The sequence below is a fragment of the Hymenobacter humi genome (assembly GCF_042665855.1).
Classification (GTDB): Bacteria; Bacteroidota; Bacteroidia; order Cytophagales; family Hymenobacteraceae; genus Hymenobacter; species Hymenobacter humi.
This window is the reverse complement of record NZ_JBHTEK010000001.1, coordinates 3,309,079-3,333,908: the sequence shown is the minus strand read 5'-3', so window position 1 is coordinate 3,333,908 and position 24,830 is coordinate 3,309,079. Positions and strand designations below refer to the sequence as shown.

The window sequence follows — 24,830 nt, the reverse complement described above, 5'->3', positions numbered from 1 at the left end:
CGTGATAATTCAACTCGAAAAATCTGCCCAGGTGCCCACCATTACCGAGCACTTGAAGCAGCAGGGCTACAAAACCACCGAAGTCACTACCCAGCACGCCCACTACCTGGTGGCCATTGGGAAGAAGGATTTCGACATCCGCACCATCGGCCAACTGCCGGGCGTGCGCGACGTGCACCGCGTGTCCGACGACTATAAGCTGGTGAGCCGCAAGTGGCGCGTGAAGCCCACCGTGCTCGACCTCGGCGACGGCGTGACGATAGGCGAGGGAACCCTGGCGTTGTGCGCAGGCCCGTGCAGCATCGAGAGCGAAGCCCAGATGGAAAAGGTGATGACGCACCTCGTCGAAAACGGCGTGCGGCTGATGCGCGGCGGCGTGTTCAAGCCCCGCTCGTCGCCTTACTCGTTCCGCGGCCTAGGCATGGACGGCCTGAAGCTGTTTCACCAGATGGCCTGCGCGCGCGGCATCAAAATCGTGACCGAGGTGATGCAGGTTTCTCAAGTCGAGGAAATGCATGACTACGTGGACGTGTTCCAGGTGGGCGCCCGCAACACCCAGAACTTCAACTTGCTCGATGCGCTGGGCGGCGTAGACAAGCCGGTGATGATAAAGCGCGGCATCTCGGGCACCATCGAAGAGCTGCTTTCTTCGGCCGAATACGTATTCTCTGGTGGCAATGAGAAGCTCATTCTCTGCGAGCGGGGCATCCGCACGTTTGAAACAGCCAGTCGCAACACCCTGGATTTGAACGCCGTGCCCATCCTGAAAGAGAAGAGCCACCTGCCGGTGATTGTGGACCCTTCGCATGGCATTGGCATTCGCGACTATGTGCCGGCAATGGCCCTGGCGGGCGTGCTGGCCGGCGCCGACGGCATCGTGTACGAAACCCACGAAACGCCCGAAACCGCCGCCTCCGACGGGCAGCAGACGCTGAACTTCGACGAGTCGGCCAAGTTGGTGCGGAACCTGCGTCGCGTTTTTGCCTTACGAGGCGAGTTGGAGTAGAAGCAGTTAGCGGTTGAGCTTACTTAAATTTAATTTTAACAGGCCCTTGCATTGTTAAAATCTGTCCTTAAATTCGTCTCAATCATGCGCCACCAACACGTCAATATTACCAACCTAATGACTTGCCCCAAACAGGGGAAGATTGGGCTGCTATTGGCGAAAAGGAAGAACCCGGCATGATGCCAGACCTTCACTAAGAACCTTCAAAAGCCCGAATCCGCCAGGATATCGGGCTTTTTTCGCCCCATTATTTAGCTCAATTATCATGTTTGCCAAGCTCAACACCACCACTGCCACCGCCCAGGACCAGCTGATTTGGAAGATTCTGTTTGACCGCCAGACCGCGCTGTTGCACCGTCGGGCCGCCCCGGCGTTTACCCAGGGCCTGGCCCGGTTGGGCATGAGGCGCGAGGTAATCCCGGACATCGGCGAGCTCAGCGCCACCGTGTTTGAGCAAACGGGCTGGAAGCTGGCCCCGGTGGGGCGGCCTTTTGAGCCGGCTGCCTTCTTCGAGCCTGCTGGCCGAGCGCCGGTTCCCGATTGTGACCCGCATCCGGCCCATGCACGCGTTCGATTTCAGTCCTCAGCCTGATTTGTTCCACGATTTGTTCGGGCACGTGCCCATGCTCTTGGATGAGGGCTTGGCCGATTTTCTGCACATGCTTGGGCAGGCGTACCGGGCGCAGCCAGTGGGCTCACCGGCCCGTGAGCAGCTGTGGGCGCTCTATTTCTTCACCGCCGAGTTTGGACTGGTGCAGCACGAGGGACAGCCCCGGCTCTACGGCGCGGGTCTGCTTTCCTCGGCCGGCGAAATCCACCACTGCGTGAACGAAAACACGCCGCGCTTGGTGTTCGACCTGGCCACGGTGCTCCATACGCCGGTTACTGGCGAGCGGTACCAAAACCAGTACTTCGTGCTCCCCGCCTGGGAGCAGCTCACCGAAAGCGTAGCCGAGCTGGCCGGCCTGTTAGCTTGTTGCGCTTAATGACGAATGAGGAATGGGCGGATAACTCCCCTGCTTTTTTAAGGAGGGGATGCTCAACTGCCAAGTTGAGGGGTGGTTACACTCGTTGAACGATACCCGAACGACTGGCGGCAGAACAAGTTGAGCTGGCATCGTTCGGGTATCGTTCAACGAGGGCAACCACCCCCGTCCGAGCCTTTGGCTCGAACATCCCCTCCTTAAAAAAGGAGGGGAGTTATCCGCCCATTCCTCATTCGTCATTAAGCGCAGCGTCAATAGCTCCAGCCCAGGCGGCGGTAGACAAAGTGCAGGAGCCAGAGCGGCCCAATGAGTAGAAACTGCAGGTCTTTGAGGAAGCTGGGCTTCTTGCCTTCCACCCTGTGGCCCCAGAACTGGCCCACCCAGGCCAGCGCGAAAATGATAAGGCAAATGGCCCACAGCGGCAGCATGGCCAGTTCGGCCACCAGGTGCAGGGCCCCGGCCATGGCCACCCACACCAGCACCATGCCCAAGGCCAGCCGGCCGCTCAGGCGCACGTAGTACGCCAGGGCCAGCGCCATCACCAGCGTGCCCCAGTTGAGCCAGGAACTGATGCGCTGAATGGCCGCGGGTACCGGCACGGCCCAAAGCAGGCCCAGCAGCGAAAACATGATGAGCGGCACGCACACCCAGTGCACCAGCTTGTTGGTCGGGTTTTGGTGGCTTTCACCGTATTCGGACAATAGGGCAGCGAGCGTGGCCATAGGAATTACAGAAAGCAGAAAATTGAGCTAGGGTGTGTGGACAATTAGAGCAACCAGACGAGAGTAGCGGCGCAATGCGCGAAAGCGAGAAAGGAGGCGCCCGTTTTTTCATAGCGCGTGGCCAGGCGTCGGTACTGCTTGAGGCGGTTGAAGAAGCGCTCGACTTTGTTGCGGTCAGCGTAGAGGTTGCGGTCCAGCACCCGCGCCACGCGCCGGCTGCGCTTGCTGGGCACGACGAGGGCCGCGCCGGTTTGGGCGCAGCCGGCCACGAGGGCATCGGTGTCGTAGGCCTTGTCGGCCAGCACGGCCCCCACCGCCAATCCGGCCAGCAAGTCCGCGGCCACGGTGCAATCGGCCTGCTGTCCAGGCGTCAACCGCAAGCGCAGCGGGTTGCCCAGCGCGTCTACGACGACGTGGAGCTTGCTGGTGAACCCGCCGCGCGAACGGCCCAGCGCTTCGGCTAGGGCACTGCTTTTTTGCCCCGCGGCGTGCTGGTGGGCCCGCACGCTGGTGGAATCGAGCATGGCCCAGTCCAGGTCCGGGTCTTGTACGGCCTCGAATACGCGTTGCCAGACGCCTTTCTGCGCCCAGCGGCGGAAGCGGCGGTACGTGGAGTTCCACGGCCCGAACCGCTCGGGCAAATCGCGCCACGGCGCGCCGCTGCGGGCAATCCAGAGCACGGCGTTTAAAAACAAGCGGTTGTCTGCCGCCGAGCGGCCGGCATCGCCGGCTTTGCCCGGCAACAGGGGCGCTAATCGCGCCCAATCGGCATCTTTGAGTTCATAGCGTCGCACCACCCAAAGGTCGGCGATTGTCCACACACCCTAGTTAATTTGTAAGGGACAACAAATTAGCATAAAAAAGCCTTCCCAACCGGGAAGGCTTTTTTGTTGATTGGCAGCAAGCGTTACGATACTTTTACCTTGAATTTGGTACGCAGGTAGGCCAGCGCCTGGCTGTGGGCCTTGGCGGCAAACTCCTTGTTGAACTTGGGGTTGGAAGGGTTGGCGAAGGCGTGGTCGGCGTCGTAGCTGTACACGGTTACTTTTTTGCCGGCTGCGGCCATGTCCTTCTTGAACTGGTTCACCACCGCGGGGTTAATCCATTTATCCTGGCTGGCGAAGATGCCCAGCACGTCCGAGTTCAGCGTCTTGAGCTTGGCTACGTCCTTCTCGGGCATGCCGTAGTACATCACGCAGCCTACGGTTTGCTTGCCGCCGAGCAGGGCTTCCTGCAGGCTCCAACCGCCACCGAAGCACCAGCCGATGCTGGCCGCCTGCGCCTTGGGGCCGGCGTACATCTGCGCGCCTTTGAGGATGGACACGGCGCGCTCGGATTTCACCTCGCCCATGTATTTGCCGGCTTCTTCGGGGGTGGTGGCCACTTTGCCGTCGTATAAGTCCACGGCGATGACGTTGACGCCGGGCATCTCCTTCGCGAACGTAGCGGCTTCCTTCTTGATGTATTCGTTCAGGCCCCACCACTCGTGAATCACGAACAGGTATTTATTGCTGGGCGTGGCACTTTTGATTTCGTAGCCGCGGCCCATGGCGCCGTCGGGGGTTTTGAAGGTGATGTCCTTGCCTTCGCCGGTGAACACGAAGGGTAGGGGCGCATCGTGGCCCCCGAGAAGTCTTTGTCGGCAGCCAGCATGGCAAAGGCCTCCGTGGCCGAGGCCGAGAGGTTGGCGGCCGGCTTGGCGCAGCAGCTGGCCATTTGTTGGGCCGAAGCGGAGAAGGTAAGGCTCAGCAGGGCCGCGCCGAGAGTAAGCAGATTTTTCATGGGAATTTTGAGAATTGAAACGAATCTTCCAAGGCAACAACTAACCCGGTAAATCTTCCCGCACAATGCTGCGAAGTTTTGGCAGTTCCCGTGCGGCCCGGCTATGCAGCGCGGCCGACCTGGTGGTATTCAGAACAGTCTCGGCCGCCGCCAGCAGCTCGCTCGTGAGCTCTGGGTAAGGAGCGGCCAGGCGCGCGGCAGCACTAAGGGCATAGACCCGGATGGCAACCGGCTCGGCCGGCGATTGCAGCATGCCCAGGCAGGTATCGAAGGCCAGCGCCTGCCACTCTTCCGGCACCGACACAAATTGCAGGACCCGCGCCACGCTGCGCCGCACCGCCGGGTGCTGGCCCGGGCCGGGCTGCGCGGCCGCCAGCAGGCCCGGCAGGTGGGGCACCAGCCAGTGCGGCCGCTGCTGGCCTACCCAGCCGAGCACGTCGGCGGCCAGCTGCCGCTCCCGCGGCTCGCCGTACCAGAATACCTGCAGCAGCTCGGCCAGGCACGCCGGGTGCGAGCAGGCGTAATCGGTCAGCCGTTTGGTCTGGCGCGCCGAGTGTTCCCGCAGTAGCTCCGCCCGGATATTCATGGCCGCGAAGGTAGCAAGGCCAATGGAGCCAGCTTTTAGCTCAATTTCCCGAATTGCTAAATGGCGGCCTCAGCCGCGATTGGCACGTGGGTTTCTATCACGGCGCCCAACTCGGTGAGCAGCGAAAACAGGCCCACGTAGGTCCGGTTGAGGTAAATGAAATGCTCGGAGCCGCGCGGTTCGCGCTGCTTGCGCAGCTCGGGGTCGGCCATCAGGTCGTCGCCGAGGGCGTAGAGGGCAGCCATGTAAGAAGGGTCGCCGAAGTCGAAAGTGGCTTGGCGGAAGGGGCGGCCCACCAGCTCCAGCGACACCTGCAGGGTACGCAGGTAGAGCGCCCGCATTGCCGGAGCGTCGGTGGCGCGGAGCACGCCGGCCTGCGTGAGCAGTGCGGCGAGGATGGCTTCGTCGGCAATGGTTTCGGGCGCCAGCAGGGCCGTAAATAACTCGTACACATCCTGCGGCACGTCCTTTACGCAGCCGAAATCGAGCACGCCCAGGGTGCCACCGTTCTCCGCGCGCAGCAGGAAATTGCCGGGGTGCGGGTCGGCGTGCAGCCGGTGCAGGGTGTTGAACTGGAACTGGTAGAAGTCCCAGAGGGCCTGGCCGAGCTGGTTGCGGACTTCCGGCGCCGGATTGGTGGCCAGAAACTCCTTCAGGTGCTGGCCGCCAAGCCAGTCCATGGTCAGAATGCGGGCTGTGGAGTACTCCGGGTAATAAGCCGCAAACTCCAGGTGCGGCAGCCCCTGGCACTGGGCCGCAATTTCCTGCCCGCGCCGCAGCTCCAACTGGTAGTCGGTTTCTTCCAGCAGGCGCGCTTCCACTTCTTCCAGATAAGGCCGCACCTGGCTTTCGCTGAGCCCCATCACCCGCAGGGCAATGGGTTTGACCAGGTTGATGTCGGATTTAATGCTCGCAGCCACGCCCGGGTATTGCACCTTCACGGCCAGCGAGCGGCCATTTTTCTGCGCGAAATGCACCTGGCCGATGCTGGCGGCCTGCCGCGCTTCGGGCTCGAATTCATCAAACAAGGTATAGGGCGACTGCCCGAAGGCATCGCGAAAAGCTTTGACCACCAGCGGACCGGAGAGCGGCGGCGTTTGGTACTGGGCCTTGGCAAACTGGTCGGCGTAGGCGGTGGGGAGCATGTTTTTCTCCATCGCCAGCATTTGGGCCACCTTTAGCACCGAGCCTTTCATCTCGCTCAGGGCGCCGTAGAGCTCGGCGGCGTTGGCGGCGTGCAGGTCTTCGGTGGTCGATTCGGCGCCCACGGCCCGCTTGGCGTAGTGCTTCACGTAGTTGGCGCCCACGCTGATGCCGGTTTTGGCAAAGCGCGCGGCGCGGGCCACTTTGGTGGTGGGCAGGGAGGTTTGGGGTTCGTCGGACATGGAGGCAGGGTTAGCGACGCACCAAAAACCGCACGAAATCCACGGCCGAATCCAGGCTGTTGCGGCCCACCAGGTCGAAGCTCAGCGTCACGGCTTTTTCCACCGCGGCATCGGTGCGCTCGAAGTTTACAGTGTCGTCTTTGGCAAAAAGCCCAGCACGAACAGCGCCTGCTGCCAGAAGAAGCGGGGGTAGCCTTCCTGCACCAGCGGGCGGTTGGCGATTTCGCCGCTTACCCGGCCGTCGCGCAGCAAGTCGCTCACAAACAGCTCAAAATCCTGCCGGAAGTCGTCGAGTACCCGGGGCGTGAGCGCCGGCATGCGGTGCAGCGAACGGCGTAGGCTCATGAGGGCGTAGGAGCGGTTTTGCTTGAGAATCTCGAGCAGCGTGTAGTAGAAAGCCAGCAGCTTTTCGCGGCTGCCGTAGCTTTCCCACACGGGCTCGGTAGCCGCCGTGGTGCGCGCCTGCCGGCCAAAGTCGGCCCACAGGCTCGCGGTCGATGGCTTCGAAATTCGGGTAGTGCTTGTAGAATTCTTGCTCCGCGATGCCCGCTGCTGCGTAAGCTTGAACACGGATTGCGGCGGGTGGCCTTCGTTGAGCACGAAGTTGAGATAGGCTTGTTTGATGCGGTCCTTTTCCATGCCTACACAACCGCCTCGCACCACCTACGGTTCTGATGTAGCGTGGACTCTGCGAGTCCGCGTAGTTCCGGGAGTTGTTCGCCCAGGCGCGGATTCGCAGAGTCCACGCTACGATGCCGCAATGCGGGCGGCCCGAAGCGCTTCCACCGACCGTTGACGGGCAAACGTGTGGTCGACAATGGGGGCGGGATAGGCTGCGGTACCCACTTCGGGCACCCACCGTTTCACGTATTCCATTTCGGGGTCCACGGTTTCCTGTTGGTTTTGGGGGCTGTACACCCGAAACCACGGGGCCGCCACCGCCCCGGTGCCGGCCACCCACTGCCAGTTGCCCACGTTGTTGGCCAGTTCGTAGTCCATCAGCTTATCGGCAAAATACCGTTCGCCCCAACGCCAATCGATAAACAAGTGCTTTACCAAAAAGCCGGCCGTGGCAATGCGCACGCGGTTGGGCAGGTAGCCGGTGGCGTTGAGCTCGCGCATGCCAGCATCCACGAGCGGGTAGCCTGTGCGGCCCTCGCACCAGGCCTGGAACTCCTGCTCGTTGTTGCGGTAAGGCACGTTCCGCATTTTGGGGTCGTACGCTTCGGTCGCAGTGTTGGGAAAGTGCCAGAGCAGCATCATGAAGAAATCACGCCACATGATTTCGGAGAGCAGCTTCGAGTTCAGGGCCTTGGCCTGGCGCATCACCTGCCGCACACTGAGGGTGCCAAAGCGCCTGCACCGATATGCGGGTGCTGCCATTTTGCAGGGCGGGTATGTTGCGGGTGCTGTCGTAGGTACGCACCACGGCCTCGGCGGGCAGGTCGGCGGTGGGCACGTACTGCTCCAGCCGTTCGAAGCCCAGGCTGGCCAGGGTAGGGCGGGGGCCGGCTTGGGCTGGCTCAAGCTGCTGGAAATGAGCTTTGGTGAATGCCTCAGCGGAGCCGTAGGGCAACAGCATTTCATCGGTGAGCTTGGCCAGGTAGGCTTTATGGTAGGCGCCAAATACCTTGGGCACCGTGCCCGCTTTGGTCAAAATTTCACTTTTGGCGAAGACGACTTGGTCTTTGTAGAGCAGGAATTTCACGCCATGCTTCTGCAGCATCGTGCCCACCTCGGCGTCGCGCTGGGTGGCGTAGGGCTCGTAGTCTTCGTTGGTGTGTACGGCCGCCACCTCAAACTCTTGGACCAGCTTTTCAAGCACTTCCACTGGCTTGCCGTAGCGCGCCAGGAAGGTGCCGCCGGCCGCTTCGGTGGCTGCGGCCAGCCGTTCCACTTCATCGAAAATGTAGGTAAGCCGGGCGTCCGCCTTATTGGGCAGGTGGTCGAGAATGTCCTGGTCGTAGATAAAAAGTGGTACCACCGGCAGGCCGCTGGCCAGGGCCGCCGCCAGGCCGGCATTGTCGTGGATGCGCAGGTCGCGCCGGTGCCAGAAAAGGCAAATTTTCATGTGTTTTATTTGGTTCAACGTCATGTCGAGCGCAGCCGAGACATCTCGCGTGCCATCACTAATCAACTGATTACTGCTCCGAGCGAGATGTCTCGGCTGCGCTCGACATGACAGGCTAATTAAAGCGTTATGTGTTACTTCAGCTTGCCCATGCCGCCGTCTACGGCCAGCACTTGTCCGGTGACAAAAGAGCTGTGGTCGGAGAGCAGGAACGAAGCCGTGTAGGCCAGGTCCTGGGGCTGGCCGATGCGCTGCAGGGGTGGCGCTTGCCGCCGGCTTCCACCTTTTCGGGCGAGTTGAGCAGGGCGGCGGCCAGCGGGGTGTTGGTGAGCGAAGGCGCAATGCAGTTCACCCGAACACCGCTGGCGGCGTACTCGGCGGCCAGGGACCGGGTGAGGCCTTCCACGGCTGCTTTGGCCGTGGCGATGCTGGTGTGGAAGCTCATGCCCGTATCGGCGGCCACGGTGCTGAACAGCACCACCGAAGCACCGCCTTCGGCCTTTTTCAGGCGCTTGATGGTGGCCTGCAGCACGCGCACGGCGCCCAGCACATTCAAGTCGAAATCGGCCTGAAAATCATCGGTCGGAATGCGCTCAAACGGCCGCAGCTTGATGCTGCCCGGGAAATACGCCACGCCGTGCAGCACTTCCGGCAGCCCATCGAAAGCAGTGCCGACGGGCTGGGTGGCATCGTAGGCTACGTGCGTGGTGCCCAGGGCTTCGAGCTCCGGCGAAAGGTGCCGGGAAGCGGTGAACAGGTTCACGTGCAGCTTGCTGAGCAACTGCGCCGTGGCCAGCCCAATGCCCGATGAGGCGCCGATGAGAAGAATATTTTTGTCGGTGAAATCCATGCGGGGAAGTGAAGAATAGCGGGAGGTGCCTTCCTAACCCCTATGCTGCCCACATGTTTTGCTGCTCGGCCGCGGAGTTTACTGGTCGAGAATCAGGTCGAAGCGCCCTTCGGTGAGGGCCAGCGGCTGACCGTTACGTTGCTCAGCTAATTCTGCAGAAAAAGTGCCCTGCAGGTGCCGGCTAGCGGCATCCCATTGCGTGATGGTAACCCGCGCGCCCGATGCGGAAAGGGGTAGAACGTCTGGGGTGAATCCAGCCGCTTCTCGCTATTGAATACCGACACCTGGTAGAATGTGCCCGGCGCGGCCAGCGCGTAAGTGCCGGTTCCTTGAAACGCGGGCAGCTCCAGGTGCAGCACGTGCTGCTTTCGGCCAGTGGCCGGCTGGTTCTGGCTATCCACCCCGTGAATAACCAGGCTCGTTGTTGAAATCCCGATAGCCGCGAACGGGGCCCTTTCCGCCAAATATGGAGCCGATGATGGTGCCGAAGCTGGAATCGTTGTGGGCCACCACGGGCAGCCCATCGGCCCGGTAAACGAGCGTGTTGCCGCCACTGATGCGCTCGGTGGGCAAGTCCGGCTCAACTTCGCGGGACGTAAGCGAGCAGCCGACAACCCAGGGCAACAAGCTCCCCAAGAGCACAAGGCGTTGGCAGTGAGAAACAAAGGTGCGCATTGTGGCGGGAAAAAGTGCGGGTAAATAAGGCGTGAACTGCTGGGCCATCAGTTGCTTTGGCCCGGAGAGGAAGCGCCCGCCTTGCCACCCCAGAAGGTCAGCAGCAGGCAGTACACCGACTTCTCGGGGTTGAGGTTGGCCTGCAAAGCGAGGCCTACGCGCAGGCTTCGGTTTCGTACGGGACCCAGCAGGCCCACTTCCAGCGGGACTCCCAGGGCCTGGTAGCTGCGGTAAGCGTAGTAATGCGTGTCGTTGGAAAGGAATTCGTTGCTTCTAATCGTGTAGCGGTATTCGCCGAGCTGCCGGCCGGCTACGTAGCCCACGCCGGCTGCTGCATAAGCCAGGCCGAGGCCCACGGGAAGGCCGTAGCCGGCCAGGGCGGCCACTTCGGCCTGCCGCGAACGGGTATTGAAGTTCTGAAACAAGTTGCTGGTGCCGGGCCCGTCCTCGGGGCCCCACCACTTATAGCGGCTGCGGCCGAAAAGCAGCAGGTGCTCCTTGAAGTAGCCCGCATGCATTTCCACCCCATTGCCGACTCCTAGGCCGCCTTCCCAAACCCCGGAAACACGGGTCGGCGCTGCCGAAGAAACCGGTGATTGGGCAAAGCCAGCATGGCTGATAAGCAGGCAGGTAGCAACAAGAAAGTAGCGCAATAGTAGCTGGCGACGGGAGTAGACCGGACGCCGTCAAATATAGACAGTCTCAGGAGTTTATGGGCGGGCGTTTTGAGGTGTTAAGCTTCCACAATCGTTTGCGGGCCTGTCTTTGCGCAGCCTTTGGTGTAGTTTCGCCGTATGCGCGGCTACCCTACCACACCTTATATGAACATAACCAAACTCCTAGTTGCCAACCGGGGCGAAATTGCCATTCGCGTGATGCGCGCCGCCACCGAGCTCAACATCCCCACGGTGGCCGTGTACACCTACGAGGACCGGTACTCGCTGCACCGCTACAAAGCCGACGAAGCCTACCAGATTGGCCGCGACGACGAGCCCCTGAAGCCGTACTTGGACATCGAAGGCCTGCTGCGGGTGGCCAAGGAGAACGGAGCCAACGCCATTCACCCGGGCTACGGCTTCCTGAGCGAAAATGCCACCCTTTCAAGGCGTTGTGCCGAAGAAGGCATTGTGTTCGTGGGGCCCAGGCCCGAGGTGATGGAAGCTCTCGGCGACAAGGTGCGCGCCAAGGAAGTAGCCCAGCGCTGCCAGGTGCCCCAGATTGAAAGCAGCGAGGCCGACCTGGTCGACTTCGAAACCGCTAAAACCGAGGCCAACCGCATCGGCTACCCCGTGATGCTGAAGGCGGCCAGCGGCGGCGGCGGCCGCGGCATGCGCATCATCCGCGACGATGAGGAGCTGGAGAAAGGCTTTTTGAGGCCCGCAACGAGGCCATGAATGCCTTCGGCGACGACACCGTGTTCCTGGAGAAGTTCGTGGAGCGGCCCAAGCACATCGAGGTGCAGCTAGTGGGCGACCAGCACGGCAACCTCGTGCACCTCTACGAGCGCGACTGCTCGGTGCAGCGCCGCTTCCAGAAAGTGGTGGAAGTGGCCCCGGCCATGAACCTGCCCGACCACCAGCGCCACCTCCTGTACGAGTACGCCTTGCGCATCGGGCGGGCTGTGGGCTACGACAACGTGGGCACCGTGGAATTCCTGGTGAACCCTGAGCAGGACCGCATTTACTTCATCGAAGTGAATCCCCGCATTCAAGTCGAGCACACCGTGACGGAGATGATTACCGGCGTCGATTTGATTAAAACCCAGATTTACATCGCGGCGGGCTACAAGCTCAGCGACCCCGAAATTGGGCTGGGCCCCGACGTGGTGCCGCTGCGCGCGGGCTTTGCCATGCAGTGCCGTGTAACCACCGAAAACCCCGAAAACGACTTCAAGCCCGACTACGGCACTATTGTGGCCTACCGGCAGGCGGGTGGCTTCGGCATCCGGCTCGATGAGGCTCGGTGTACCAGGGCGTGGTGGTGTCGCCATTTTTCGATTCGATGCTGGTGAAGGTGTCGGCCCACGCGCCCACGCTGCACGGCGCGGCCCAGAAAATGCTGCGCGCGCTCGACGAGTTCCGGGTGCGCGGCGTGCAAACCAACATCCAGTTCCTGAAGAATATCGTTGGCAACGAGGAGTTTCAGAAGGGCCAGGCCAACGTTGATTTTATCAAGGACCACCCCGACCTGTTCAAGTTTGAAACCCGTCAGGACCGCGCCACCCGGCTGCTGAGCTTCATCGGCGAGGTGGTGGTCAACGGCAACGCGGACGTCAAAAACCAGGCTCGACCCCCGCGCCAACCCCCGCCGCCCGTACCTGCCGCACTCCAGCTACGAAGCGCCCGCGCCGGGCACCAAGCAAAAGCTGCACGAGCCTGGGCCCCGAAGGCTTTGGCCAATGGCTGCGCGACGAGCCCTGATTCACTACACCGACACCACCCTGCGCGATGCCCACCAGAGCCTGCTGGCCACCCGCATGCGTACCTGGGACATGCTGAAAGTGGCCCGCGCCTATGCCCAGCAGCACCCCCAAACCTTCTCGCTCGAAGTCTGGGGCGGCGCCACCTTCGACGTGGCCCTGCGCTTTCTGCACGAAGACCCGTGGGAGCGGCTGGCCAAGCTGCGCGAAGCCATCCCGAACATCCTGCTCCAAATGCTCATTCGGGGCGCCAACGGCGTGGGCTACAAGGCCTATCCGGACAACCTCACCGAGCGGTTTGTGCAGCAGGCGGCCGAAACCGGCGTCGACATCTTCCGCATTTTCGACTCGTTGAACTGGATGAAGGGCATGGAGGCCTGCATCGGCTTCGTGCGCAACAAAACCGACCGGCTGGCCGAAGCCTGCATCTGCTACACCGGCGACATTCTCGACCCCAGCCGCACCAAATACACCCTCGACTATTACCTGAAGCTGGCCAAGCAGCTCGAGGATGCCGGTGCCCACATCCTCTGCATCAAGGACATGGCCGGCCTGCTGAAGCCCTACGCCGCTACTGAGCTGATTCAGGGCCTGCGCGACACCGTGAAGCTGCCCATTCACCTGCACACCCACGACACGTCGTCGTTGCAGGCCGCCACCTACGCCAAGGCCGTGGAGGCCGGCGTCAACGTCATCGACGTGGCGCTGGGCTCGCTTTCCGGCCTTACCTCGCAGCCCAACTTCAACTCGGTTGTGGAAATGCTGCGCCACACGCCGCGCCACCGCGAGTTCAACCAGCCGTCGCTCAACGAGTTCAGCAACTACTGGGAGGCCGTGCGCGAGATGTACTATCCGTTTGAGTCGGGCCTGAAAGCCGGTACTTCGGAGGTATTCCAGCACGAGATTCCGGGCGGGCAGTACTCCAACCTGCGCCCGCAGGCCGCATCGCTGGGTTTGCTCGATAAGTTTGAGGAAGTGAAGCAACGCTTTGCCGACGTAAACGACATGTTTGGCGACATCGTGAAGGTGACGCCCAGCAGCAAAGTGGTGGGCGACATGGCCCTGTTTATGGTCTCGAATGGCCTTACGCCGCAGGATGTGATGGAAAAGGGCGAAACCCTGAACTTCCCCGAGTCGGTGCGCGAGCTGTTCCGCGGCGACATCGGGCAGCCCGAAGGCGGCTGGCCCCAGGAGCTGCAAAAGCTCATTCTGAAGAACGAGGCGCCCTTTACCGACCGGCCCAATGAGCACCTCGCGCCCATCGATTTTGACCAGCAGTGGCCGGTTTTTCAGGAGAAATTCCCCGGCGCCAAGTTCACCGACATGCTCTCGTCGCTGCTTTATCCCAAGGTGTTTGAGGAGTACTGGGCGCACCGGCTCAAGTACGGCAACGTGAGCAAGGTGCCCACGTCGGTGTTCTTCTACGGCCTGAAACCGGGCGAGGAAACCATCATCGAGATTGCCCGCGGGAAGTCGGTCATCGTGCGCCTGGAATCGGTGGGCACACTCAACGAGGATGGCTGCCGCACCATTTTCTTCACCCTCAACGGCCAGACCCGCAACCTGCAGGTACGCGACCAGTCGGTGGCCGTGACGAAGGTGAGCAACGCCAAAGCCGACAAGGCCAACCCGCGGCAGGTGGGGGCCCCGCTGCAAGGCATGCTGAGCAAAGTGCTGGTGAAGCCTGGCCAGTCGGCCGCGAAAAACACCCCGCTCTTCGTCATCGAAGCCATGAAGATGGAAACCACCATCACCGCGCCCCACGACGTGGTGGTCGACAGCATTGCACTGGCCGAAGGCAGCCGCGTGCAGGCCGACGACCTGGTGCTGACGTTGAGCTAAGTTGTTGTTGGAGAAAGTAATGATATATTGCTGCTGCATCCCTTCTCCACGCTTGCCATGGCCAGACTTTCCACTTCGTTGATTGCGCTTCTGCTGCTTCCGGCGGGGGTAGCCTTTGGGCAAGTACCTACTCAGGGCGTGGGGCATGGCAGCCAGCCCGGCAACGACTACGCTATGAAGCTCAACGACTTTACCGGCAATGTGGCCATGGTAAGACGGAGCAAATCGGAGGCGGTGGGCTCGCCTTATGCCGTGAACCGCTGGCTGCCCGCGCAGCTTGTTACGACGGCCAACGTCGCCCTGCCCACCATCGCGGTGAAATACGACGTGCTCAACCACCGCCTGCTGATGCGCCCGGCCGAGCGGCCCAACGATTCGCTGCAGCTCGACGACCACCTGCTGATTAGCTTCGAGCCTGCAGGAGCCGGCCAACCAGGAAGGCCTGGCAAACCGGCGGCTGTTCCGGCGCTTTCTGGAGGCGTCGGAGCCGCGCATTCGGAGCGAGTACGTGGAGGTGCTGCACGATGGCAAGTACCCTTTGCTCAAGCGTTATATCAAAGACCTGCACCGGGCGTCATCCGTCAGCGGGTTTGAGACCAAGCCGGGCAAGCTGGAAATGATAGAAAAAGTGGTCTATTACCTCGGCCAGCCCCAGGGCGGGGCCGCGCAGGTGAAGCTCAACCTCAAAGGCATGCAGCAGGCGGCGCCCGGGTTAGCCGCATCGTTGGCAGCGGTGCCCGGAGCTAACCGCGCCACCACCGAGGCAGATTGGGCCGCCGTGCTGAAAGCAGCCGACCCCCGGTAACGATTCCTGGTCCAACAAGAAAAAGCAGTGCCGCGGCCGGAAAGTATCCAGCCGCGGCACTGCTTTTTTGTTAGCTGACAGGTCTTACTGCCCTAACTTGAAGGCCAGGCCGGCCCCCAGGGTAGCGGTACCGCTGGCCACGCCGCCGAGTACGCGCCCGGCATTTACGTCAAGGCGCAGCATGGATACGGGGCGCCAGTAGAGGCCTGCCGTGGTGCCCGAAGTGAGCGTGCCGCGACCGGTGCCGTAGGCTTCCACAAAGAAGCCGGTTTTGCTGGTGATGGGGCCATTGAGGGCCAGGGTGCCGAGGAATTGACCTTTCTGGATGTCGGCCACTGTCATGCCGGGCTGGCTGAAGCCAAAGTTGGCCTCCACTCCGTAACGCTCGCCAATCTGCTGGCTCACGAGCAGCCGCCCGCTGGGCGCCAGGCCCTTTACAGCAAGTTCTTTGTCGCCGGTACGCGGTACCGGCGACTCAACCAGGATGGCTATTTGGGTGGGGGTGTCGTAGTTGGGCGAAATCATGAACTTGGCCCCAACGACTACCGGGGCCCAGCCCGAACTCATGGCCAGCCTGGCCCGATTCGGGGTCCCGGCGCTGGTAGCGGCTCAGATACGGCTGGCTCACCCGCAGCTCCATGCTGTTGAAAAAGCCGATGCGAAGCGTGGCGCCGCTCGATGATAAGCTTGAGCCAGAGCTGGGAATCTGCCGCTGGGTGCCCGCCTCCAGCTGGAATCGTCCGGCCCGCAATACCTGCGCGGTGATGGTTTGCCCGGGGCGGTCGGCGCGAATTTTTCGCACGAAAGGGGCATCAACGTTGGGGTTGTTTTCTTCCGGCGTGTTTTGGGCCAGGGTGAGTCCGGGGCTGCTCAGGAGAGCGGCGGCGGCCAGCAGAGTGGTCTTTCGCATGGTCCCCAGACCGCTCCGGCTACGGCATGGTTCATATTTGGTTGCTTTTGGCGCAAAATTCCTTAAATAATCTCATATTGATGTCAGATAATGCCACCGGCGCATAAGTTAGCTCGGCCGTGCGTACAATTGCTGCAATTATGAAAATATCGACCTTGCTCCTGATTCTGGCCCTGGTAGGAGGGCCCGCCAGCCGCCTGCTTGCCCAACAAACCATTCCGCTGTACACGGGCACCATTCCCGACTCCAAGCCCAGCAACGTGACGGAAACCAGCATCACGCTGGCCAACGGCGGCGTGCGCATTTCCAACGTGGTGCAGCCCAACCTCACGGCCTTCTTCCCCGCGCCCGGCACCGCCAACGGCACGGCCGTGGTGATTTGCCCGGGTGGGGGCTACACGCGGCTCTCCATCGACAGCGAGGGGTACGACGTGGCCAAGCGGCTCAACGAGATGGGCGTCACGGCCTTTGTACTGAAGTACCGCTTGCCCGACGACCAAACGCAGCCCGACAAAACCATTGCCCCGCTGCTCGATGCCCAGCAGGCTCTGCGCCTCGTGCGCCAACTGGCCCCCAAGTACCGGCTCAACGCCGACCGAATCGGCTTGATGGGCTTTTCGGCGGGCGGCCACCTCGCGGCCTGGGCCGGCACCCAATTTGCCAAGCCCGTGGGGCCCAACCCCGGGCCGGAATCGGTTCGCCCCGCGTTTCTGGTGCTGCTGTACCCCGTCATCAGCTTCAGCGACAGCCTCGCGCACCCGGGCTCGCGCCAGCGACTACTGGGCAACACCCCGCCGGCCGCGCAGGTGCGGCAGTATTCCAACGAAACCCAGGTGACGGCCCAAACCCCACCGGCCTTCCTGGTGCACGCGCAGGACGACAAAACCGTGCCCGTGCAAAACAGCCTGGCCTTTTACCAGGCTTGCCTGAAAAACAAAGTGCCCGTCGAGATGCACCTGTACCCCCAGGGCGGCCACGGCTTTGGCCTGCACAACAAAACCACCAAAGACGACTGGACCGAGCGCCTGAAAAACTGGCTCGACGCCAACGGTTGGCTGACGCCGTGAATAAGCGCGGGGAAGAAGCTGGTGCTTACTGCCGGCTATTAAGTTTAGCTGTCGTTGCTGGGCGTGCGCTGTAAGTTTGCCGCAACCAAGGCATTTAGCTCAACGGCAGCTGCACCAGGGTTGACCGACAAAAATGGCTTAGAAAATCTCAAAATAGGACTAGATGAAATCACGCCTGCTTACTTTAGCGCTTGCGCTCACGGTCTTTGCGGCCCCAGCCCAAAGGCGTAAAGCGTCAAAAAAGCGGTTGCCACCCCGCTGGTTTCGGCTGTTACGGTGGGGCGCGTGCTGACCGCTCTCGCGGGCGATGCCATGCAGGGCCGGGGCACCGGCCAGCCGGGCGGGCTGAAAGCAGCTCAATTTTTGGCCAGTGAGTTCCAGCGAATCGGGTTGCAGCCGCTACCGGGCGCTACGGGTTTCGAGCAGGTATTTCCGGTGTATAGTTCGCGGGTTGCGGCCTTGAGCACCACGCTTAACGGAGTCGCCATTGCGGCTGATAAGATGCTGCTCATCAGCAACCAGCCCGTAGTGGAATGGACCCACCAGACGCCCGCTGTGGAAGTGCTCACCATTACGCCCAATGGCGATGTGGGGCAGCTGTTGAGCCGAATCCGGCGGCCCAGCCAGAACCTGTTGGTGCTACTCGACCCCGTCCACAGTGCCGACTTCAAGAAAATGGTGGATAGCCGCCGGCAAGTGCGGTTCCGGGCAACGGAGGCCGGCAGCCCGTATTCCTGCGTGGTGCTCGTCACGCCAACTACCCCGGGCACGGCCAGCAGTGCCAAGACCAAGGGAATCACGTTTGAGGTGAAGGGCAAGACCGAGCAGGTGGTCACCGAGCTGCGCAACGTGGTGGGCATGCTACCTGGGCGCGACACGGCGCGGACGCGGGAAAACGTGGTGTTTTCGGGCCACTACGACCACCTGGGCATCGTGAAACCGTCTGCCGCTGGCGACTCCATCGCCAACGGTGCCGACGACGACGCCAGCGGTACCACCGCGGTGGTGGCGTTGGCGGAGTACTTCAAGCAGAAAAACGACAACGCCCGGCCGCTCATCTTCACGGCTTTTGCGGCCGAGGAAGTGGGCGGCTTTGGGGCCCGCTACTTCTCCCAGCAGCTCAACCCGCAGCAGGTGGTGGCCATGTTCAACATCGAGATGATTGGCAAAGAGGCCAAGTTCGGGCCCAACACCGCGTTTATCACGGGCTTCGACAAGTCGGATTTTGGCAAGCTGCTACAGGAAAATCTAACGGGCAGCAGGTTCCGCTTCGAGCCCGACCCATACCCCGAACAAAACCTGTTTTACCGCTCCGACAACGCCACGCTGGCCAAGCTCGGCGTGCCGGCCCACACCATCAGCAGCGACCAGATTCCGGACGACAAGCTGTACCACTCGGTCGACGACGAAGTGGAAAGCCTGAACCTACCCAACATGACGGCCATCATTCAGGCCATTGCGCAGAGCGCCAGCGGCATCGTGGCCGGCCTGCAAACGCCCTCGCGCATTGCCCCCGAGCCCGAAGCCAGCAAGTAAGACACACGGGCTAAGAAGCTGAAATGGACGACGAGACTCATACTTGCGTCTCGTCGTCCGCACCGTTTGGGTGTCGTTTGGGCGTCATCGTTCAACTACGATACGCAATATGTTGCGTCTCTACCTCAGGTCACACACCAAAAAATAATCCTAAAAACGGCTAAATCCTGAGCCTCAGCTCGCTGCTATCGGCTGAGCATTTGCGCCCTCGCATGCTGCACCTGCAGGAGCGAGCGGTGGATTTCGCTGAACACGGGGCGAGCGGCCACGTTGGGCTGCACGCATTGCCGCTGCAGGTTCCAGAGTGCCTCAACAGGCTCTTGGATGGCCTCCGTAACCGGGCAGCGCTCAACTAGCTCTTCCAGCAGACACCCGAAGGCCCGCGCTTCCAGCTGCTGCAGGCTGCGAGAGGTGTCGGGCTCGTCGGGAGAGAAAAGCAAGCCGCGCCGAAATCGCCCAGCAGCGCGTCGCCGGCTTCGGTGGTCAGAATGTTGTGGGCATACAAGTCGCCGTGCAATATGCCGTTGGCGTGAAGCTGAGCGGCTGCGGCGGCTATTCCCGTAGCTAGCCGCAGGGCCGTTTCCAGGGTGAAGGAAGTGTCGGGGGCATACACGTCGCGGGTGCACGACGCCAGACTAGGTGGGCCCGCCAGGTTCTGAAAAGCGGGATTAATCAGCTCAAGTACCAGCCCTTCGGCATTAGTTGGGTGTTGAGCTACCTTGCCTTCCACAGCAATCAGGTTGGGGTGCGCGCCCGCGCTGATGCAGGCCGCCATCTCGCTGTGCGGCAGTCCGTCGCTGGTGAGAGCCCCTTTGAACAGCTTGACGGCTACATTCGCCGCGGGCGCACCCAATTTTCGCCATTGAGCCTGGTAAATAACGCCCGAAGCACCTTCGCCCAATTGCTGCTCGATAGCCAGCTCCGCCCAGTCGATGGCGCCAATGGGGTGTTGGGCTAGGGCCGCGGTTTCGGCCCGCTCGCAAAACGGGTTGCCGGCATAGGCGAGCCAGGTCAGGCGCGGCATGGCCAGCAGCCAGTCGGGCAGGGCCGTGAGCCTGGTTGGCTGCAATGCGCAGCAACTCCAGTTGCGTGCAGCGGCTCAGGCTCTCGGGCAGCTGCCGGAGTCGGTTGCCGGCCAGCATCAGCTTTTGCAGCTGTGGGCAATCCCCAATCTCCTCGGGAAGTTCGGTGAGCTGGTTATTGGTGAGAATGAGCCAGCGCAGGGCCGACGTGAGGGCCGCGGGCGGCAGGGTGTGGATTTGGTTGGCCTTGAAGCCCACCATACTCAGCTGCGGGCATTGCCCCAGCACCTCGGGCACGGAAGTGAACTGGTTGTCGGAGCAAAAGAGTACTCGCAGCTTGTGCAGCCGGCCCAGGTCGTCGGGCAGCGCGCTCAAGGCATTGCCCGAGAGGTTGAGGACTTCCAGGGAGTCAGCTAAGTCAAAAATCTCCCGAGGAAATTCGGTCAGGCCCGCCGCCAGGTCGAGCCGTTGGATGCCGGCCAGCTCGCCTGCGCGCAGTTGTTCAAGGGTGTGCATGGGCCAAAGTTCGGCAGGGCAGGCCCAATGCCCGGCCGGAGCAACGCACCAGCCGGGCATCAACTAGGAGTAAGAATCCGCTACCCAGTGCTTTATACTTCCACCACTTCTTCGGTCCCGAAATAATAAATCACGCCCCGCACCTCGGCGTAGCCCAACTGCTCAAACAGCGTGGCATAGTTGCGGATGAGCCGCTTGTGCTTCTCCTGCGGCGGGGGCAGGCGGAAATCCAGCAGCGTCACCCGGCCGCCGGTGCGGTCGGTCACCTGCAGGGAGGGCGCCAGCACCACGCGGTCGGGCTTGTAGTCGCGCAGGCGCACGCCACCCACCAGGATTTCGCGCTCGGTTTCCACGCTCAGGTGCGGCAGGAAATAGGGGGCCAGGCGCGGGTCGGTCACCAGCTTTTCCAGGCTTTCGACCAGTGCGGGCCGCTCGCGGGCGCTCAATATTCCTTCGGCCACGAGCCTGGCTGGCCACGCGGCCCACGTCGGCGGCCGTGAGCAGGCGGCGCAGGGCATAGTGCAGCTTGCGGTTCCACTCGCCCTGGGCCTGCTGCTCGTCAAAGTCGAACAGCGTGGTGGAGTGGCGGCGCAGCTTCAGGCGCTCTTCCCACGGGGCCGCCGCCAGGTTGGTCAGGCTAAAGGATGGGGCCAGTTCCCGGGCGCCTCGCTGCACCGCCGGCGTACCCGCCGACAGCACGTACGACACCTGGTCTTCCTGCCACTCGCCGCGCCCCAGCAAGTAGCCATGGAGCAGGTCGGCCACGTTCCGGGCTGCAGATGTGGGCGCGGCCGGTGCCAATTCTTCGGTGGTTTTGGTGGTTTTCTTTTCCTCGGGCCGTTTGCTGATGACGTAGAGCCGGTGGCGGGGCCGGGTAAAGGCCACGTACAGCGTGTTGAGTCCTTCGAGGAAGGTTTTCTCCCGCTCTTCGTCGTACTGCGCCGCCAGGGCCGTTTGCTGAATGCCTTTGCTCAGGCTCACCACGGCCACGTCGGGCATGGCTTCCAGGGGTTTTTGGGTGCTCTCGAGGTGGCCCCAGAGCAGGGTGCCGCGGTGGGGCTCCAGGCTCCAGTCGGCAAACGGCACGATGACCACACCGTACGCCAGGCCCTTGGCCTTGTGCACCGTGGTGATGGTGATGGCCTCACGCCCGCCCGGCGCGTTGATGCTGATGCGGCCCTTGCGCTCCTCCCAGTGCGTGAGGAAGTTGCCCAGGTTGTTGCCAAACTTCAAGCTGTATTCCAACGTCAAATCGAGGAAGCGGAACAGATAGTCGCTTTCGCCGTTGCGGCCCAAAAGGTCAAACAAGTTGAGCAGGCGCTCGGCCAGGCTCGTAGAGGCCCAGGTTGCCGGTTTCGTCTTCCCGCACGTCGTAGCCCAGGGCCCGCAGGCTCGTCAAAAAACAGCTTGCCGTGCAGGTCGTTGGCGATTTCGGCGATGTGCCGGGCCCGGGCGGGCGTAGGAGCAAGGCCCCGCACCACTTTGTCGACGAGCAGCAGGGCCTCGGCCCGGGCCAGGGTATCGGCCGGCTGGTGCAGCACCCGCAGGATGCTCACCAGCAGGTTCACCACTTCCGCGAATTCCAGCGCGAGCGAGTCGGCCGAAATAATGGGGTAGCCGCGCTCTTTCAGAAACTTGGCAATGATTTTACTGGCGTAGCGGGTCCGGCACAGCACGGCAATGTCGGTGAGGCCGTAGCCGTCGCGTAGGGCCTGCTCTACCAGCTGCAGGGTCAGGTAGCACGTGCTTTCGTCGTAGTTGAGTTGGGCTTCGGGCACGTGGCCGGGCAGCGGCTCCTGGGTGTAGGCGCCCGCCGCCACATCAAACCGCAGCGCGGGGGCATCTTTCTGCGTGAAGAGCAGCTCCACGTGCCCTTGGGCCGTGCTGTCCTGCGCCGCGGGGACCTGCTGGCCAAAATGCTCGTCGTAGATGCCGCCCACCAGGCCCAGGGCCTCGTGCCGGATGCTTACGGCTTCAAAAAACGTGTTGTTGAAATCGACTATCTCGCGAGCCGAGCGGTAGTTGACCTGCAAGGATTTAGCCTCCAGCACCGGGTCGAGCGTCTCGTACCGCAGGCGCAGCAGCTCGCGCATTTCCTCTTCCCGGGCCCGGGCCACCAGCGCCGCCGTGTTGCCCTGGTGCAGGCGCAGAATCTGCTCCATTTCGCCGCCGCGCCAACGGTAAATGGCCTGCTTGGCATCGCCCACCGCCAGGCTGGAGTGGCCGTTGGCCAGCGTGTTTTCCACCAGTGGCAGCAGGTTGTTCCACTGCAGCACCGACGTGTCCTGGAACTCGTCAATCAGAATGTGCTCGTACCGCTCGCCCAGCCGCTCGTACAAAAACGGCACCGGCTCGGTGAGCACAATGCTGGCAATGCGCCGGTTAAACTCCGAAATCAGCACCACGTTGCGCTCCATGCTGATTTGCTCCACCAGCTTGTTGAGCTCACTCAGCAGCGAGGCGTGGAATAGGTAGGGCTGCATAGCCGCCAGCAGCAAGTAATCGGGCAGGTAGCTCTCGCGCAGCTTCTCCAGCACGTCCACCACGCCGCGCAGGGCTCTTTCACCGCATCGATGCGAGCCTTGTCGGCCGCGGTTTTGATTTTGCCGCTGTACCACTTGTCTTCGGCCAGCGTGGTTTGCACGTAGCTGTTGGGCCCGGCATCGGAGGCCAGCAAATCGGTGCCTTTCTGCACGTAGCCAAAAATGCCGCGCTTGCCCTGGAAAAAATCGGCCTCCGTCGCCGAATTTTCGGCCAGTACTGCCACCGCCACTTCCTTGGTCTGGGTAAAGGCCGCTTCAATCTCCGTGCGCTTGGCCTGAATCTGCTTGTCGAGCCGCCGGAAATCGGCCAGCGTGAGCTTGCCCAGCTGCGCCACCGCCTCCTGCACCGTTTCGTTGAACAGCACCTTGCCAAAGCCGGCCAGCTCCTCGGGCAGGCGGCTCCAGCTTTGCCTTCCTCGGCCTGGCCCAGGGCATATTCCGCCAGCGTCTGCGAGAGCAACTTGCTATTGGGGTCGCGGTTGACTTTGTCCAGCATGGTGGCCACGGCGCTTTGCAGCACGCTGTCGGTATCCAGCTCCACTTCAAACGTGGCGGGCAAACCCAGCTCCCGCGTGAAGGCGGTCACAATTCGCTGGACAAACGAGTCAATGGTGCTTACCGCAAAATCGGCGTAGTGGTACAGCACCAGTCGAAACGTTTCGGCGGCGCGGCGCTGCACTTCCCGCTGCTGCTCCTCGGCAGTTTGGGCGTGGGGCGGGAGTTTTCCGCTGGCTCCCAGCTCGGCGGCCACTTCTGCCAGTAGCCCATCCACCTTGCCACTTTCCGGATAGGCGAAACGCCGCAGCGCGCCCACAATCCGGTCCTTCATTTCCCCCGCCGCGTCGTTGGTGAAGGTGATGGCCAGAATGCGCTTGAAGTAGGCCGGGTCGTCGGCCCCTAGGGCCAGCAGCAGGTATTCTTTCGTTAATTGGTACGTCTTGCCCGAGCCGGCAGAAGAGGAGTAGATGCGGAAGGAGGGAGACATAGTTATGAAGGGCGCTTACTCCTGTAAAGGTCCGGCAAACGCCGTAACGTTTCAGGCAATATCGTTTTTAAACCATTCCACCATCTCCGCCATCACGCGCACCGGCCGGCCGCTCCTGGGGTCGAGGAGCACCCAGGTCGTTTCCGCCTCGCACAGCAACACGCCATCGGCCGCGCGGGTGATGCGGGTGAAACGTAGCGACGTTGCCCCATTGGTTTCGCCAACCCAAGTCGTGGCCTGCAGGTTCTCGCCCGCAAAGGCAGGCTGCTTATAACGAATGCGGTGTTCGCGCACGACCCAAACGTAGGCGTCGTGTTTTTCAGATGGGCAGATGGCGTACCAATGCGCCCCGGCCACGTCCTGCACCCAGCGCACATACTCCACGTTATTAGCGTGCCCCAGCGCATCGATAGCACTTTCGGGAACCTGGAACTCGTAGGAGAAGCTATTGGCGGGTACGTCTGACATATCTATAGGAAAGGGGAGCAGGGGCAAAGGTCGGCACCCCGTGAAAAAAATAGCTATGGACTTGTCGATTTGGAAATTGTGCCTATCTTTGACGCAACCTAAGAAACCAAGCCACGGTGGCCCAAAAGCTTAGGGAAACCACAACACAACCACCATGCCCACCGGAACGGTAAAATTCTTTAATGAGACCAAAGGCTTTGGTTTCATCAAAAACGACGAAACTGGCGAAGACATTTTCGTTCACATCAGCGACCTGCAAGTAAGCTCGATCCGCGAAAACGACAAAGTTCAATTTGAAGTAGCCCAGGGCAAAAAAGGCCCGAACGCTGTTAAAGTATCGCTGGTTTAATCCTGCTTTAGCTTTGTATTAAGAAAGCCCGCCTTTGGTGGGCTTTTTTTGTGCCCCGTGGGGCCTTAAGAACGAAAGCAAAAAAGCACGTCCTGCTGAGCGCAGCCGAAGCATCTCGCTCGCATCGTCCTCACGATTGGATTACTACCACAAGCGAGATGCTTCGGCTGCGCTCAGCAGGACGATTATCCGAACTCTAAAACTCATTTCGCCCATTGTCTAGCTAATGCGAAATAAAAATCCTACCTTTGCACCCGCATTTGAGGACGGCCCTAAGTCCGCGCGAGCCTGAGAGAGGCATAACG

Annotated in this window: 30 protein-coding genes and 4 pseudogenes; 12 read left to right on the top strand and 22 right to left on the bottom strand. The window is 61.7% G+C overall.

What is annotated here, in order from left to right; genetic code table 11:
- Position 1 precedes the first annotated feature (1 nt).
- From aroF to ACFQT0_RS18620, 3 genes are all read left to right on the top strand, one after another.
- A complete protein-coding gene (gene aroF / locus ACFQT0_RS18630; protein WP_380204659.1) occupies positions 2-1,006 on the top strand; it encodes a 3-deoxy-7-phosphoheptulonate synthase in 1,005 nt (334 codons plus the stop codon).
- A gap of 265 nt (positions 1,007-1,271) precedes the next feature.
- Positions 1,272-1,598 (top strand): hypothetical protein, encoded by a 327-nt coding sequence (locus ACFQT0_RS18625; protein WP_380204658.1) that lies wholly within the window; start codon positions 1,272-1,274, stop codon positions 1,596-1,598.
- Positions 1,498-1,992, top strand: a complete 495-nt coding sequence (locus ACFQT0_RS18620) for a hypothetical protein (protein WP_380204657.1) — start codon at positions 1,498-1,500, stop codon at positions 1,990-1,992. The genes ACFQT0_RS18625 and ACFQT0_RS18620 overlap by 101 nt, the downstream gene beginning before the upstream one ends.
- Before the next feature lie 251 nt (positions 1,993-2,243).
- On the opposite strand, the gene ACFQT0_RS18615 is transcribed toward ACFQT0_RS18620, so the two are convergent.
- From ACFQT0_RS18615 to ACFQT0_RS18555, 13 genes and pseudogenes are all read right to left on the bottom strand, one after another.
- The gene (locus ACFQT0_RS18615) at positions 2,244-2,714 is read right to left on the bottom strand and encodes an Mpo1 family 2-hydroxy fatty acid dioxygenase (RefSeq protein ID WP_380204656.1); all 471 of its coding nucleotides are present in this window, start codon (positions 2,712-2,714) and stop codon (positions 2,244-2,246) included.
- Between the two features lie 44 nt (positions 2,715-2,758).
- The gene (locus ACFQT0_RS18610) at positions 2,759-3,508 is read right to left on the bottom strand and encodes an IS5 family transposase (RefSeq protein ID WP_380200245.1); all 750 of its coding nucleotides are present in this window, start codon (positions 3,506-3,508) and stop codon (positions 2,759-2,761) included.
- Between the two features lie 113 nt (positions 3,509-3,621).
- The gene (locus ACFQT0_RS18605) at positions 3,622-4,314 is read right to left on the bottom strand and encodes a dienelactone hydrolase family protein (protein WP_380204655.1); all 693 of its coding nucleotides are present in this window, start codon (positions 4,312-4,314) and stop codon (positions 3,622-3,624) included.
- A gap of 222 nt (positions 4,315-4,536) precedes the next feature.
- Positions 4,537-5,082: a hypothetical protein gene (locus tag ACFQT0_RS18600; RefSeq protein WP_380204654.1), complete on the bottom strand. Its 546-nt coding sequence runs from the start codon at positions 5,080-5,082 to the stop codon at positions 4,537-4,539.
- Between the two features lie 56 nt (positions 5,083-5,138).
- A complete protein-coding gene (locus ACFQT0_RS18595) occupies positions 5,139-6,467 on the bottom strand; it encodes an ABC1 kinase family protein (RefSeq protein WP_380204653.1) in 1,329 nt (442 codons plus the stop codon).
- Positions 6,468-6,477: 10 nt separating this feature from the next.
- Positions 6,478-6,570, bottom strand: coding sequence for a hypothetical protein (locus tag ACFQT0_RS18590; RefSeq protein ID WP_380204652.1), 93 nt, complete (start codon positions 6,568-6,570; stop codon positions 6,478-6,480).
- A gap of 23 nt (positions 6,571-6,593) precedes the next feature.
- A complete protein-coding gene (locus tag ACFQT0_RS18585) occupies positions 6,594-7,106 on the bottom strand; it encodes a hypothetical protein (RefSeq protein WP_380204651.1) in 513 nt (170 codons plus the stop codon).
- A 108-nt stretch (positions 7,107-7,214) separates the two neighbouring features.
- The gene (locus ACFQT0_RS18580; protein WP_380204650.1) at positions 7,215-7,793 is read right to left on the bottom strand and encodes an FAD-binding domain-containing protein; all 579 of its coding nucleotides are present in this window, start codon (positions 7,791-7,793) and stop codon (positions 7,215-7,217) included.
- Entirely contained in the window at positions 7,738-8,538 is an 801-nt protein-coding gene (locus ACFQT0_RS18575) for a deoxyribodipyrimidine photo-lyase (protein ID WP_380204649.1), read from the bottom strand. The genes ACFQT0_RS18580 and ACFQT0_RS18575 overlap by 56 nt, the downstream gene beginning before the upstream one ends.
- Positions 8,539-8,672: 134 nt before the next feature.
- Positions 8,673-9,388 (bottom strand): annotated as a pseudogene (locus ACFQT0_RS18570) (SDR family NAD(P)-dependent oxidoreductase).
- Between the two features lie 146 nt (positions 9,389-9,534).
- Positions 9,535-9,789: a hypothetical protein gene (locus tag ACFQT0_RS18565; RefSeq protein ID WP_380204648.1), complete on the bottom strand. Its 255-nt coding sequence runs from the start codon at positions 9,787-9,789 to the stop codon at positions 9,535-9,537.
- The gene (locus ACFQT0_RS18560; protein WP_380204647.1) at positions 9,782-10,024 is read right to left on the bottom strand and encodes a hypothetical protein; all 243 of its coding nucleotides are present in this window, start codon (positions 10,022-10,024) and stop codon (positions 9,782-9,784) included. The genes ACFQT0_RS18565 and ACFQT0_RS18560 overlap by 8 nt, the downstream gene beginning before the upstream one ends.
- A gap of 86 nt (positions 10,025-10,110) precedes the next feature.
- Complete coding sequence (locus tag ACFQT0_RS18555) at positions 10,111-10,587, bottom strand: hypothetical protein (RefSeq protein ID WP_380204646.1); 477 nt, start codon at positions 10,585-10,587, stop codon at positions 10,111-10,113.
- A gap of 297 nt (positions 10,588-10,884) precedes the next feature.
- On the opposite strand from ACFQT0_RS18555, the gene ACFQT0_RS18550 reads away from it, so the two are divergent.
- The 6 genes and pseudogenes from ACFQT0_RS18550 (at position 10,885) to ACFQT0_RS18525 (ending at position 15,129) form a co-directional block, all read left to right on the top strand.
- Entirely contained in the window at positions 10,885-11,457 is a 573-nt protein-coding gene (locus tag ACFQT0_RS18550) for a biotin carboxylase N-terminal domain-containing protein (RefSeq protein WP_380204645.1), read from the top strand.
- On the top strand, positions 11,454-12,074 hold the full coding sequence (locus tag ACFQT0_RS18545) for an ATP-binding protein (protein WP_380204644.1): 621 nt from the start codon (positions 11,454-11,456) through the stop codon (positions 12,072-12,074). Before ACFQT0_RS18550 ends, ACFQT0_RS18545 begins: the two co-directional genes overlap by 4 nt.
- A pseudogene (locus ACFQT0_RS18540) lies at positions 12,065-12,178 on the top strand (hypothetical protein); the annotation flags it as partial. The gene ACFQT0_RS18545 and the pseudogene ACFQT0_RS18540, both read left to right, overlap by 10 nt.
- A 283-nt stretch (positions 12,179-12,461) precedes the next feature.
- Positions 12,462-14,324 carry a pyruvate carboxylase subunit B gene (locus ACFQT0_RS18535; protein ID WP_380204643.1) on the top strand — a complete coding sequence of 621 codons (1,863 nt, stop codon included), beginning with the start codon at positions 12,462-12,464 and terminating at the stop codon, positions 14,322-14,324.
- A 57-nt stretch (positions 14,325-14,381) separates the two neighbouring features.
- Entirely contained in the window at positions 14,382-14,918 is a 537-nt protein-coding gene (locus tag ACFQT0_RS18530) for a hypothetical protein (protein ID WP_380204642.1), read from the top strand.
- Positions 14,833-15,129: a hypothetical protein gene (locus ACFQT0_RS18525; protein ID WP_380204641.1), complete on the top strand. Its 297-nt coding sequence runs from the start codon at positions 14,833-14,835 to the stop codon at positions 15,127-15,129. The genes ACFQT0_RS18530 and ACFQT0_RS18525 overlap by 86 nt, the downstream gene beginning before the upstream one ends.
- A gap of 84 nt (positions 15,130-15,213) precedes the next feature.
- On the opposite strand, the gene ACFQT0_RS18520 is transcribed toward ACFQT0_RS18525, so the two are convergent.
- Both ACFQT0_RS18520 and ACFQT0_RS18515 read right to left on the bottom strand, forming a co-directional pair.
- Positions 15,214-15,696 carry a hypothetical protein gene (locus ACFQT0_RS18520; RefSeq protein WP_380204640.1) on the bottom strand — a complete coding sequence of 161 codons (483 nt, stop codon included), beginning with the start codon at positions 15,694-15,696 and terminating at the stop codon, positions 15,214-15,216.
- Positions 15,605-16,039 carry a hypothetical protein gene (locus ACFQT0_RS18515; protein WP_380204639.1) on the bottom strand — a complete coding sequence of 145 codons (435 nt, stop codon included), beginning with the start codon at positions 16,037-16,039 and terminating at the stop codon, positions 15,605-15,607. The genes ACFQT0_RS18520 and ACFQT0_RS18515 overlap by 92 nt, the downstream gene beginning before the upstream one ends.
- A gap of 140 nt (positions 16,040-16,179) precedes the next feature.
- Here ACFQT0_RS18515 and ACFQT0_RS18510 point away from each other — a divergent pair, with 140 nt between their 5' ends.
- Both ACFQT0_RS18510 and ACFQT0_RS18505 read left to right on the top strand, forming a co-directional pair.
- Entirely contained in the window at positions 16,180-17,106 is a 927-nt protein-coding gene (locus ACFQT0_RS18510; protein WP_380204638.1) for an alpha/beta hydrolase, read from the top strand.
- A gap of 285 nt (positions 17,107-17,391) precedes the next feature.
- The gene (locus ACFQT0_RS18505) at positions 17,392-18,642 is read left to right on the top strand and encodes a M20/M25/M40 family metallo-hydrolase (RefSeq protein ID WP_380204637.1); all 1,251 of its coding nucleotides are present in this window, start codon (positions 17,392-17,394) and stop codon (positions 18,640-18,642) included.
- A 352-nt stretch (positions 18,643-18,994) separates the two neighbouring features.
- On the opposite strand, the gene ACFQT0_RS18500 is transcribed toward ACFQT0_RS18505, so the two are convergent.
- From ACFQT0_RS18500 to ACFQT0_RS18470, 7 genes and pseudogenes are all read right to left on the bottom strand, one after another.
- Positions 18,995-19,711, bottom strand: a complete 717-nt coding sequence (locus tag ACFQT0_RS18500) for a protein kinase (RefSeq protein ID WP_380204636.1) — start codon at positions 19,709-19,711, stop codon at positions 18,995-18,997.
- Between the two features lie 46 nt (positions 19,712-19,757).
- Positions 19,758-20,180: pseudogene (locus tag ACFQT0_RS18495) on the bottom strand (leucine-rich repeat domain-containing protein); the annotation flags it as partial.
- A 162-nt stretch (positions 20,181-20,342) separates the two neighbouring features.
- Positions 20,343-21,488, bottom strand: a complete 1,146-nt coding sequence (locus ACFQT0_RS18490; RefSeq protein ID WP_380204635.1) for a 3'-5' exonuclease — start codon at positions 21,486-21,488, stop codon at positions 20,343-20,345.
- Positions 21,428-22,726 (bottom strand): UvrD-helicase domain-containing protein, encoded by a 1,299-nt coding sequence (locus ACFQT0_RS18485; RefSeq protein ID WP_380204634.1) that lies wholly within the window; start codon positions 22,724-22,726, stop codon positions 21,428-21,430. Before ACFQT0_RS18485 ends, ACFQT0_RS18490 begins: the two co-directional genes overlap by 61 nt.
- Positions 22,630-23,088 carry a hypothetical protein gene (locus tag ACFQT0_RS18480; RefSeq protein ID WP_380206181.1) on the bottom strand — a complete coding sequence of 153 codons (459 nt, stop codon included), beginning with the start codon at positions 23,086-23,088 and terminating at the stop codon, positions 22,630-22,632. Before ACFQT0_RS18480 ends, ACFQT0_RS18485 begins: the two co-directional genes overlap by 97 nt.
- Before the next feature lie 134 nt (positions 23,089-23,222).
- A pseudogene (locus ACFQT0_RS18475) lies at positions 23,223-23,708 on the bottom strand (UvrD-helicase domain-containing protein); the annotation flags it as partial.
- A gap of 51 nt (positions 23,709-23,759) precedes the next feature.
- Entirely contained in the window at positions 23,760-24,176 is a 417-nt protein-coding gene (locus ACFQT0_RS18470; protein ID WP_380204633.1) for an acyl-CoA thioesterase, read from the bottom strand.
- A 154-nt stretch (positions 24,177-24,330) separates the two neighbouring features.
- On the opposite strand from ACFQT0_RS18470, the gene ACFQT0_RS18465 reads away from it, so the two are divergent.
- The gene (locus tag ACFQT0_RS18465; RefSeq protein ID WP_035564390.1) at positions 24,331-24,525 is read left to right on the top strand and encodes a cold-shock protein; all 195 of its coding nucleotides are present in this window, start codon (positions 24,331-24,333) and stop codon (positions 24,523-24,525) included.
- Positions 24,526-24,830: the final 305 nt, after the last annotated feature.